This is a genomic window from Psychrobacter sp. NPDC064578, from assembly GCF_044901245.1.
GTDB lineage: Bacteria > Pseudomonadota > Gammaproteobacteria > Pseudomonadales > Moraxellaceae > Psychrobacter > Psychrobacter cibarius_C.
Genome location: NZ_JBJDPI010000003.1, coordinates 176,883 through 188,279, shown reverse-complemented (window position 1 = coordinate 188,279; position 11,397 = coordinate 176,883). Strand labels below are relative to the sequence as shown.

8 protein-coding genes and 1 pseudogene are annotated in these 11,397 nt (G+C 43.0%); 2 read left to right on the top strand and 7 right to left on the bottom strand.

Annotation, left to right across the window (positions count from 1 at the left end):
• Positions 1 to 8: 8 nt before the first annotated feature.
• Together ACI2JM_RS04460 and ACI2JM_RS04455 are read right to left on the bottom strand one after the other, a co-directional pair.
• Positions 9 to 1,679 carry a fatty acid--CoA ligase gene (locus ACI2JM_RS04460; protein WP_404642418.1) on the bottom strand — a complete coding sequence of 557 codons (1,671 nt, stop codon included), beginning with the start codon at positions 1,677 to 1,679 and terminating at the stop codon, positions 9 to 11.
• Positions 1,680 to 1,856: 177 nt separating this feature from the next.
• Positions 1,857 to 3,053 carry an MFS transporter gene (locus ACI2JM_RS04455; protein WP_404642416.1) on the bottom strand — a complete coding sequence of 399 codons (1,197 nt, stop codon included), beginning with the start codon at positions 3,051 to 3,053 and terminating at the stop codon, positions 1,857 to 1,859.
• Between the two features lie 412 nt (positions 3,054 to 3,465).
• Here ACI2JM_RS04455 and ACI2JM_RS04450 point away from each other — a divergent pair, with 412 nt between their 5' ends.
• Complete coding sequence (locus tag ACI2JM_RS04450) at positions 3,466 to 4,455, top strand: dienelactone hydrolase family protein (RefSeq protein WP_404642414.1); 990 nt, start codon at positions 3,466 to 3,468, stop codon at positions 4,453 to 4,455.
• A gap of 136 nt (positions 4,456 to 4,591) precedes the next feature.
• Here ACI2JM_RS04450 and ACI2JM_RS04445 read toward each other — a convergent pair whose 3' ends face one another.
• Positions 4,592 to 5,383, bottom strand: a complete 792-nt coding sequence (locus ACI2JM_RS04445; RefSeq protein ID WP_404642412.1) for an ankyrin repeat domain-containing protein — start codon at positions 5,381 to 5,383, stop codon at positions 4,592 to 4,594.
• A 301-nt stretch (positions 5,384 to 5,684) separates the two neighbouring features.
• Between ACI2JM_RS04445 and ACI2JM_RS04440 the strand changes: the two genes are divergently transcribed.
• On the top strand, positions 5,685 to 6,431 hold the full coding sequence (locus ACI2JM_RS04440) for a hypothetical protein (RefSeq protein ID WP_404642410.1): 747 nt from the start codon (positions 5,685 to 5,687) through the stop codon (positions 6,429 to 6,431).
• Positions 6,432 to 6,525: 94 nt separating this feature from the next.
• Here the strand turns inward: ACI2JM_RS04440 and ACI2JM_RS04435 are convergent, their stop codons facing one another.
• The 4 genes and pseudogenes from ACI2JM_RS04435 to ACI2JM_RS04420 form a co-directional block, all read right to left on the bottom strand.
• Entirely contained in the window at positions 6,526 to 7,044 is a 519-nt protein-coding gene (locus tag ACI2JM_RS04435) for an Rrf2 family transcriptional regulator (RefSeq protein ID WP_404642408.1), read from the bottom strand.
• Positions 7,045 to 7,248: 204 nt separating this feature from the next.
• Positions 7,249 to 8,490, bottom strand: a complete 1,242-nt coding sequence (locus ACI2JM_RS04430; RefSeq protein WP_404642406.1) for an NnrS family protein — start codon at positions 8,488 to 8,490, stop codon at positions 7,249 to 7,251.
• Positions 8,491 to 8,688: 198 nt separating this feature from the next.
• The gene (locus tag ACI2JM_RS04425; RefSeq protein ID WP_404642404.1) at positions 8,689 to 10,101 is read right to left on the bottom strand and encodes a DASH family cryptochrome; all 1,413 of its coding nucleotides are present in this window, start codon (positions 10,099 to 10,101) and stop codon (positions 8,689 to 8,691) included.
• A 70-nt stretch (positions 10,102 to 10,171) separates the two neighbouring features.
• Positions 10,172 to 11,268: pseudogene (locus tag ACI2JM_RS04420) on the bottom strand (RNA-guided endonuclease InsQ/TnpB family protein).
• Positions 11,269 to 11,397: the final 129 nt, after the last annotated feature.

The following is an 11,397-nucleotide window of genomic DNA, read 5'->3' as shown; positions in this document are numbered from 1 at the left end:
CTTTAAGCCTATACCTCAGTTTGATCAGCATACATCTCACGCATCACTTTTTTGTCATGCTTACCAACAGAAGTCTTTGGTAGCTCATTGACGAACTTAAACTGACTTGGCACACCATATTTCGGAATAATACCCCGCTCTACGGCTTTCTCAGCAATGGCTTTGATATCATCAACGCTCGTGTCTTGAGCATTAGGTTTTAACACAATCAAGGCCAATGGACGCTCGCCCCACTGTTTGTCACGTACCCCAATCACAGATACGTCAGCGACCGCTGGATGTAACGACAAAATCGTCTCAATCTCTAATGACGATATCCACTCGCCGCCTGACTTAATGACGTCTTTTAAGCGATCAGTAATTCTAATATAACCATCAGAACGTATATAAGCAATGTCTTGGGTGTGCATATAGCCGTTTTCCCACAGCTCTTTGCCCGCATCGTCATTTTTTAGATAGCTTTGCGTTAACCAAGGTGCACGTAATACCAACTCGCCAGTATTGTCTTGACCGGTACCAACCGACTCATTATTGGTACTCCATATTTGAGCATCCACCATCAGTACGGGCTTACCAGTCATACAACGGCGAGCGATATCTTCATCTTCACTCATTTCAGGCTCGTCGAGACTAAATTCTGTCAAGCTAATAAGGGGCGCTGTCTCTGACATACCATAACCAGTATATACTTCGATACCTTGTGCCATGGCGGTTTTTGCCAGACCTTCAGTCAATCTTGAACCACCGATGATCATTTTTAAACCATTAAAGCTAGCACTGCGATCTTGCGCTTCTTTGAGCACCATTTGCAAAATCGTTGGGACACAATGGGTAATACTAACTTTTTCATTAATAATCAAATCCATTAACACATCTGGTGCATAGCGTCCCGGATACACTTGCTTCAGACCAGCCATGGTCGCAGTAAATGGAAAGCCCCACGCATGAACGTGGAACATCGGCGTCATCGGCATATAGACATCACCGTAACTGACGCCTTGCTTGTCGGGCAGCATACCTAGTGTTGCCGCTTCGGTAAGAGTATGCAATACTAACTGGCGGTGGCTAAAGAACACGCCTTTTGGATCGCCCGTCGTGCCTGAGGTATAAAACGTTGTGGCAATGGTGTTTTCATCAAAATCTGGGAAGTCAAACTCACTATCGGCAGCTTGTAATAACGCTTCATACTCACCCACTACGCGGTTTTGATTACCACCGAAGACTCCTTCAGATGTCACGCCATCATCATCTAGCCAAATAATATGCTCAATACTAGAGTTTTCAAACTGATAGCTTTTGACCAATGGCGCAAACTCAGAATTAAGCAATAACACCTTTGGCTTAGCATGATTGATGGTATAAAGAATTTTTTCTGGCGATAGGCGGATATTAACGGTTTGCAAAATATACTCTGACATCGGTACAGCGAAATACGACTCCAGATAACGATGGCTGTCCCAATCCATCACCGCCACTATATCACCTGCATCTAGATTTAAACCTGCTAAGACATTGGCCAAGCGATTGATACGATTGAATAAATCTTTATAAGTAAGGCGTTTTCTGTCAGCATAAACGATTTCTTGCTCTAGCGACACCGTTTTGGCACGGTTCAATAGCTGCTTGACTAATAAGGGATAATCGTAAGCAGAAGGGGCGCTGTGGTAAATATTTGACATAGATGTGACGTCCTTGTTGGTCATGCGGATAAGTTATTATGCGGGTGAATCATGGATAATTGATGGCGTATTGAGCAGGCTATATCGATAGTAAGAAAAAATAGGTGCTATGTAAAGCGACCTTACGTAAACATCCTAAGCTGCAATAGCTTGATGAATATTGCTCAAAAACGGCCATCAAGCCGCGCGTGATTTTGTTTTAATCATACCAAAACTGGCAACCAGTAATGCCAAAATCTGTACAAATAAGAGCAGCCATACTGTGAGCGACCACTGCCCGCGCGCATAAGCCATGCCGCATAACCACGCACCCATCGTACCGCCAGCATAATACCCCATGTAATATAAACCAGACGCCAATGAGCGCCCTTTTTTAACATTGACGGCGATATAACTGATGGTGGCAGCTTGGGTGATAAAGACACCTGAGGACATAATAGCAAGACCAATAATAATGCCCCATAACGGAGTTACTAGCGTTAACAGCACCCCAATCATAGAAACGAAAACAGCCACGCGTACTGTGCGCGCTGAACCAAAGCGACGTAGCAAGGTCGTCGACAATGGCGTGATGACAACGCCTATCAAATAAACGGCAAAAATATTGGCAAGCGCACCCGTATTCAACTCATATGGCGTCTTAGCAAGATGTAGATTGATAAAGGTAAAACAACCCACGAGTGAGAATAAAACACACGCCCCTAGCAGACAAGCCGTCACCACATAACGATTGGTTAAATGCTCACCGAGCGTCTGCATCGCGGAACGAAAATTCGGATTGGCCACAAACTGCTGTGATGATGGTAGCATCTTGCCGACCCACAGCGCACCGATAAGAGTCATCGCTGCCATCACATAATAGCCTGCACGCCAGCCGATAAGCTCATGCAAATGCCCAAGCAAAAATCGCCCCATAAAGCCGCCAAGTACCGAGCCTGAGACATAAAACGACATCAGTTCCGTGACAGCGCGTCCCTCAAACTCTTCACCGATATAAGCAATCGTCACCACGGTAATGCCCGGTACAGACAACCCTTGCATAAACCGCCACATGCCCATCCAACCAATACTCGGACTTTGGGCAATTAAAGCAGTTGGTATCGCTAAAAATAATAACGCGCCAACGATAAAGGATTTACGCCCCACAGCGTCAGACAGCATGCCCAAGAATGGCGACATAATAGCAATCGCCATCACCGTTGCACCGACGATCATGCCAGCTTGCACCTCAGTTGCAGACAGGTCTACCATTAATACGGGCAAAATGGCCTGAATAGAATACACTTGCAAAAAAGCAAACATCCCAATCAAGCCGATAGTGAGTTTTAATACCCACGATGTCGAATTGATTGGTGTAGATAGAGGTTCTGGCATATTATTCTGGGGTTTACTGATGGTATTTTTCACAGGGATACAGGCTATGTTGGACGCGGATGATCTGGCGTGAGTAATAGAAATAGGACGATAATAGCTGAAATAATGACAAAAACAATGATGACAATAATGGCTGATGCTAGGGATAGCCGTCAGGTATGATTTTAGCACACCGAATACTAGACTCTGGTTTCGGTGTGTTATCGGTATCGCTTTATTGATGCTTAGGGTCTGTTGAACACTAAAAACTGCTGATTTATATACTGCGTAGGTGACGTATATTTTTGACAGCAAGCAGATTACTGTCTACTATTATTTTGATCTATTATATATAAATGCGATTCACAAAAACTTATATCCTCAAAATATAACCTGCGGCAAAATCCGATTCACTTATAACAGACTCTCTATCATGCCCAAATACCCTTTTTATTCGCAATGGATTGTCGCTATAGGTGCACTGGTTTTCTCTATAAGTGCGTCGGCAGTTACGTTAGACGAAGTAGCCGCAACGAACAAGCTCACAATTAAAGAGCAATCGACCAAAATAGTATCAACCCCGATAGCGTCAGCGGTTGCAATAACATCGCCTGTATCAACACCAGCCGTGCCGTCAAACTGTATCGCCGACAGTATTATTACAGCGGCTAATCTTTCAGATACTCGTGATAAAGGGCCTTTTTCGGTGGCCAAAAAACCCGTTCCTCGTCAGTTAGCCAACGGCTTTGGTGGCGGAACCATTTATTATCCAACCAACGCAGGCGGCTGTGGTCTGTTAGGCGGAATCGCAGTAGTACCGGGTTATGTGTCCTACGAATCTTCTATTAAATGGTGGGGGCCGCGTTTGGCATCTTGGGGATTTGTGGTTATCACCATCGATACCAACTCCATTTATGATGACCCAGAGAGCCGTGCGGCGCAGTTAAGTGCCGCGCTTGATCATATGCTTCATGACAATACGGTAGGCGCTCAGATAGATAGTACGCGCTTGGGTGCTATTGGCTGGTCAATGGGCGGCGGCGGCGCTCTCCAGCTAGCGACAAAACGTCAGACGGTTCGAGCGATTATTTCGCAAACGCCCTATCATAATAAAGACTATGGCGAAATGAACACGCCTGCTTTATTCATTACTTGCCAAAATGACCGTATCGCCTCAAATAAAAAATACAGCAGTCGTTTTTATGATAAAGCTACAGGCGCAAAAATGAAGATTGAGATAAAGAATGGTAGCCATTTTTGTCCAAGTTATCGTTTTAATGAGATATTGCTGAGCAAGCCAGGTATTGCTTGGATGCATCGCTATATTAATGGCGATATCCGCTTTAATCAGTTTTTATGTAGTAACGACAACTATGGCAACAATCCTCGTATATCCGCTTACGACTATAAAAACTGCTCATAAACAAGGCACTCATGAGAAAAGCACTTATAAACTAGGTACTGATAAACAATCTGCTGGTCAATCTCTGACTTAGGAGCGCTTAGCATAGAAAAAGGCTACCGAAATGGCAGCCTTTTTTGTAAAGTCATTAACGCAATTATTCACAGCTCGCTTTGCCAGTGCGATGATTCACAGCACCATTGGCGGCTAATAGCTTTTGCATATCAACCAAATCTCGCGAACACGCATATGAATAGGCACCTTGATTATACGAGCCCATTTTTTTGTCTTTGGTCGTTGCCACTAGATTTGGATTAGCGCCTTGCGCCAATAAATATTTGACAGTTTCAAGGCGATTATTACTAGCTGCAACCATAATCAAGGTTTCACCATCACTTTCTACCGTCTGATCATTTAAGTCCACAGGTGCTTTTTCATTCAATAACGTATGTACTTTTTTGACAATATTGGTATTTTTTCCCAGTACAGCAGATTTCATGACGTTATACACATCACCGTCATCTTTAGCATAGATATCAGCGCCTTTACTGACTAAGTAATCGACCATATCTTCATAGCCAATAAAAGCAGCCCAGCCTAACGCCGTTTGGTTAAGGCTACCTGTATCCTTAACTTCTAAGTCTTGACCATTATCAACCATGTATTTGACCGTGGCTAGATCACCATGTTTTACGGCGTCAAACCAAGTAGCATCTGCACTTGTAGAGGGTTTGTCATAAAACACGCGCCAAGAAAGTTTGTTTTGATTGGCAAGATCAAAATTCTCAGTAGTGCTGAAACGAAAATCTACTTGTGGGACTGGTGCTGTTTGAGCAGCTTGGATAGTGTCCATCTTAGTGACGCTGTTATCATTGTTTAGGCTTGAGCAACCTGCTAGTAACATCGTTGCCATAACCGCTGATGCGCTCATTTTTCCAAAAAATCTCATGACTCAACCTTCAAATACAAATTAAATAGTGAGAGATATTATACAGATTCATTAAATAATAATCTATAAATTATAAGCTATGAATGACAATGACCCTCAGTTAATATAGGCTTATATCCGACTTTAACGTTATACACTGAACCTAACAATCAACATCTTTTTTATAACAGACTTTAGGTACATGACTCACCATAATAAGAGGTCATTTATAATAAGTTGTCATCTATTGATGAGAAATATTCATTATTAAAATTGCTAAGACATTAAAAAACTCGAATAAAAACACTAAGGAATAATTTCAATGACCGATAAAATTCATGATTTAGGGGCAGGATTTTGGAATATACGCGGATCTTTTCGCATTGGCGGTGTTCTAAACATTGGCACTCACTGCTCACTTATACAGTTAAACTCAGGAAAGTTTATATTTTTGGATAGCTATTCATTGACTGGTGACGTACGCGATGAGGTGATGGCATTAACCAATAATGGTCAAGATGTCGAAGCAGTACTGAACGTCCACCCATTCCATACGGTGCACTGTGCACAAATGGCAAAAGACTTCCCGCAGGCGACCTTTTATGGCAGTAGCCGCCACCATAAAAAAGTACCTGAAGTAAAATGGGCAGATGACTTGGTTGAAAGCGATGCGGTCGCCAAGCGTTACCCTGAGCTTAAGTTCTCAATGTCACAAGGCATCCACTATATCTCACCCAATGAGATGATTCATGCAGGCTCACTATTAGCCTATCATCCTGCCAGTCAAAGCTTGCACGTCGATGACACCTTTATGAGTCCACCAATGAAGTTATTAGAGGCGATATTACCTGAACTGATACTGCACCCAACGACCAAAAAAGCGCTAAAAAATGAGCTCAATGCAGGCAAGCAATATTGCGATTGGGCAAGCAATTTGGCACATGAATGGCGCGATGTGCGTAATTTCTGCGCTGCACATTCCTATTTAGTGACATTTAATGACTGTGAGTTTGAAGTGGCGCTATTAAAAGCCATTGATAAAGCCCGTCCAAAATTAGAAAAAGCTTAATTGACCGTATAACCTCACATTAGAAGTATAACAAAGGGAGTGACCAAGATGGTCGCTCCCTTTTTTGCAATGATGCCATCAACATCAAAAATTATTAACGAAACAATAAAGACGCTAACTCATCTTCATTATTGATGATATCTGCCAAGGTATAGCGCTCAAGGACGTTAATAAATGCCGTCAGCGCTTCAAAGAACACACTTTTTAGTTGGCATGCTGGGCTAATGACACAGCCTCTAGCGTTATTTGTCGTTTCATCAATAAGCGTAATAGGCAAACCTGTTGAGCCAGTCTGTCGACCATCACTACTCTTATCATTCGCGGGTGTCGCAAAGCATTCGACCAAATCAAAGTCTGGCTCTATTTGTTTAATTAATACACCCAAATTGATGTCTTTTGGCGCACGAGCCAAACGTATACCGCCATTTTTACCACGCACACTTTCTATATAACCAAGCTGACCCAACTGATGAATAATCTTGGTCAAATGACTTTTAGAAATGCCATAACTGTCAGCAATATCACTGATATTTGCGAGTAATGGCGGCTCTGGTCTCACTGCCAAGTAAATCAATGAGCGCAGTGCATAATCGCTATAATTGGTCAATCGCATTTATTTGCGCTCCTATTTTATATAAATCTCTCAAGTATGTATCAGCTTAAATTTTAGCAATGTAACTCTATGAGTTTGAAAATGAGGGTCTCAAAACCTTATAACATTTGCAAACAACCTACTCAAAAATATCAACAATCAGTCGATAGACTTGGATAAATCCCCTATTATTTTAGCGAGAGCATTATAACTGCACTACAGGCTCTAACCAAACAGACCATCGGGTCTAGGACGTGCCAGCATCGGCAAATAACTGATGCAAAATAGCACGAAGCAAGCAATCCACGCCCCTTGGGCAATCATGATCCATAATAGATAGTGACTCATATCGGCAAGCGGCAATAGCACGCGACTGACAAATGCCAATACCATCAGACCGTACATAATATTCACCGTCTTGGGCGGCTGATGAATGCTGCGTCCCGTATGGCCAAGCGATACCCGCGTCATCATCGCCACGGTCATCATACCAACGCCTACAATGGCAAGCCCATGCATCGCAATACTATGAGTATAGCCCAACCATGGTTGCAGCGCATACAGCAGAAAACTCAAACACATGCCCAAAAATGCAACATATAATGACCAAAGCAGTGGCTTTTGCCAGATACCGCGATGATACCAGCCTACCAAACGGACGATATTAACCACTGCTACGCCAAGTGCCGTAATAGTCAGCAGATACTTATTAGGATAAAACAAGTCACTGATAAAAAACGCTAAGAAAAACAATAAACTCGCAATATCCTGTACTTTACTATTGCGCAACTTGATGACTTCCGTCGTTCCAACACTGAGACCACGTTCAATAAAGAATGGCACCACGCGGCGACCAATGGTCAGCACCAAACCGATAATCAGATAAAACCCTAGATAAATACCTATTTTAGTCATACTCATATCGGCATTGATAATACCCCAGTAGCAGATTCCATTGCCAACGGTCAATAATGCCAGTTTCGCTAAGATGCCCATTTGCTTATACTGCTTGACCTGTAATACCGCTCGACATATCACAAATGCCATCGAAGCGATAAACAATAAGTCAAATACTGCGGCGACATATAACAACGATATACTGCTACCCGCAACCGTCATACCAAGCCCAAAACCTGCCCAGCTCAAACGTGCCAGCAGCCAACAGCCAAAGATAGCCAGCAGCTTATAACCATGCGGCATCATTACCCCTGTCCACGTCTTCACTGCCGTGAGGAGAAATCCTGCAATGACCGCCAAGGCATAACCGTAAACCATCTCATGACCGTGCCAGTACAACGGATTCAGCGCTTGTGCGTCAATATCTGTATGACCAGTAAATACAAAAGACCATAGCAGCATCGTTATCACGGCAAATAGCGCGGCAGCACTAAAAAATATTCGAAAGCTCAGATTCAGAATGGGATGTGGAGAGCTGGGCGGCTTGCTGGGTAAGTTGATCGATTGCATGGCAGTCTTCTTAGAAGCATGTGAATAGAGTTTAACTTAAAGATTCATTTTAAATGAATGTTATAGGTTATACAATAGGGATAATTTTATAGCTCATGATAACGTTTTGCTATTAGCATAAAAAATAACCACTGATAAGACTATTAGCGGTTTAGAAAGTGCTATTTAGTATTTGTGCTCTAAAATCCATAAACCGCTTTAACTTATATGACCGCCTTGCCATTTATCAATGAACTCACCTTTGGAATCATATTGTTGGGTTTGCTTGCTAAGATTAAATTGCCGACATCCTCTTGGATCAGCGCCTACGCCCGCTAGATATTGCCAATTCCCCCAATTACTCGCGACATCATAATCGATAAGATGCTGCTCAAAATAGGTTGCACCGTAACGCCAGTCTAAACCCAGCTCATGAATAAAGCAGCTAGCAACGATTTGTCTGCCTCGATTAGACATATACCCTGTTTGCTTTAGCTGATTCATGCAGGCATTGACGATAGGATATGGCGTGCTGCCATTCTGCCATTGCTGCAAACGCTGATCGTCAAAATGAGTAGCTGGTAATTGATAACCAATGCCCTTAAACAAAAATAGATTGCTACCATGCTCAATTGCATACCAATAAAAATACTCGCGCCACAGCAGCTCAAACCATATCCAATACGTTGACTCATTGGCGATAATCTCACGCTCATAATGACGTAAGCGATTCAATAGTATTTTCACAGACAAGCAACCATTTGCCAGCCAAGGCGAGAATTTAGTGGAATGCGTCCAGTCATCCAGTGCATTACGTGTGGTTTTATAAGTGCGCGGCGCAGCAGAATCAAAATAGTGAGTTAAATGAAGCATTGCATTTGTTTCACCACCTTTAAAGCTAAGCGCTTGCTGTGCTTGCTCATCAGATGGTTGTATTTTAAAAAGGTATTTACTATGACCTATCAACGCATCAGGCATTGGCGGCAGCGACTTTGGCGTAGGAGAAACAGCCACTTCGTCGTCAGCATTCAATAAATCATGGCTTGCTTCAACCTTTTTGCGAAACTGGGTAAAGCTTTTGGGCAGGTCTTGTGTTGGTAAATCAGCAAATAGCGTATGGGTTGATTGCCTGTGCCATATTATCTGCGGATATTTGCTCTGCAAGGCAGCATAGCCTTTATTTTGATTATAATCTGCGGTGTGGCTGACACAGATATCGGTGACTTGTTGCTGCTCAATGAGCTGGCATAACTGAGTAAAGGCGTTTAAGGCAGACTCCACCTTATCTGGTGACAGCTGACTCTTTGATGAATAGCTTGGCGACAGATACAGCAATCGATTACCAAGGCGCTGAAGCGATCGATCCAAATCAGCCAAGCTCTCAGACAAGAACTGCTGACGAGCAGCGCCCATCTCATTGAAGTGGTAAGCTTGACGGCTCTCTTTCGGTTCAATGCAATCAGCCAAAAAACCAGCATAGATGAGCATCAGGTTGCCTTGATTACTTTTAGCCAATGTCGCCGCTTTGACTAACGTTTCATTGTCTTCTATGCGCAAATCGTTATGAAATAAGACCAATACCGCTTTTTTGACTGACTTATTTGATGCGTTGTCTGATTGGTGATTTGACATACTCTCGATTCCCAAGTAGTTAAACGCGCTCACTTGAAGCTGAGTCTAAACTTTGACTTCCTCCCCGCCCTCAAAGGAGGGGGATTCCTACTAAAGACGGCCAAGCCCGACCGCGAGAATGTTTTTTGCTCCATTAACGTCTCTGTTATGGGTCGTTTTACAAGAACGACAAAACCATACTCTTATACCAAGCGCTGATCTACCTTTCGGACTGTCTTGGCGAGAGCCGCAACACGAGCAGGTTTGGGTGGTGTACGCTTCATTCACTTCGATATAGTGGCAACCTGCGTTCGCGCATTTATAATCCAGTTGCCGCTTAATTTCAAACCAACCTGCGTCATAGACGGATTTGGCAAATTTGCCCTTAGTGAATGATGTTGATTTTATTTTACCAACAACAATTAGGCTGTTGGCTTTGACAAGCTTTGATGTGAATTTATGAATGAGGTCTTGACGGGTACTTTTAATCTTGGCGTGAATGGCCTTGACCCGCTTTTTATTCTTAGCTCTTTGAGCAATGGCCAGTTTTTCAGCGTATTGATGAGTGACTTTGGTTTGTAGTTTGTCGCCATCACTATTGACTGCTGAATCTTTGCAGCCTAAATCAATACCGACCTGACCAGTGCCACACGCTGTTTTTGGAAATTTTTTAACCGTCACACAGACGTACCAGTGACCGCGATTGTCCTGTACCAATTCGCAAGTATTGATGGTGTAGAGCGCTAAGTTATAGCTGTCCCATAGGTCAATAGTGAGTTTTTTACCTTTAGCTAAGCTGAATTGCAGGGTGCTTTTTAGACACTTTTTACCACTTTGGTGGGTGCTGATATGCTTAATAGCGGTCTTTTTAAACGGAATCCAACCAAGAGAACTACGTTTGGCTTTAGGATTATTGGTGCGCCAGTTGAGTTTGGCTTTTTTAAACTGTTTACGAGCCTTGGCATGGGTTTCGGTCACTGCTTGTAAGGTTTGGCTGTGTAGGTTTAGATATTCACCCGCACCTTTGGTGTAAGTAGCCAAATCATAAGCCGAAAAGAATTGACCAGTACGCTTGAGGTGTTTAAAACTTAGCTCATTGACGTAATTCCAGACAAAGTTAACCGACCCCGCTAAGATATTTAGCTGAGTGGCATGTTTGTCTTTGATGCGTAGTTTGAGCGTTTTCATGGGGTAATTATGATCTCAATGTATTTGGTTATCAAGGTATGTTCAATCTTAGGTGACAACGGTTGACGCCTGATATCCACGCCCTAGAAGGACATGGTTTTACGGCGCTAGATAATAATATTTTAGAAT

What these genes read in the sequence shown, in the direction of transcription:
- ACI2JM_RS04460 (WP_404642418.1), bottom strand. Translation starts at nt 1,679, where the DNA reads ATGTCAAATATTTACCACAGCGCCCCTTCTGCTTACGATTATCCCTTA.
- ACI2JM_RS04455 (WP_404642416.1), bottom strand. Translation starts at nt 3,053, where the DNA reads ATGCCAGAACCTCTATCTACACCAATCAATTCGACATCGTGGGTATTA.
- ACI2JM_RS04450 (WP_404642414.1), top strand. Translation starts at nt 3,466, where the DNA reads ATGCCCAAATACCCTTTTTATTCGCAATGGATTGTCGCTATAGGTGCA.
- ACI2JM_RS04445 (WP_404642412.1), bottom strand. Translation starts at nt 5,383, where the DNA reads ATGAGATTTTTTGGAAAAATGAGCGCATCAGCGGTTATGGCAACGATG.
- ACI2JM_RS04440 (WP_404642410.1), top strand. Translation starts at nt 5,685, where the DNA reads ATGACCGATAAAATTCATGATTTAGGGGCAGGATTTTGGAATATACGC.
- ACI2JM_RS04435 (WP_404642408.1), bottom strand. Translation starts at nt 7,044, where the DNA reads ATGCGATTGACCAATTATAGCGATTATGCACTGCGCTCATTGATTTAC.
- ACI2JM_RS04430 (WP_404642406.1), bottom strand. Translation starts at nt 8,490, where the DNA reads ATGCAATCGATCAACTTACCCAGCAAGCCGCCCAGCTCTCCACATCCC.
- ACI2JM_RS04425 (WP_404642404.1), bottom strand. Translation starts at nt 10,101, where the DNA reads ATGTCAAATCACCAATCAGACAACGCATCAAATAAGTCAGTCAAAAAA.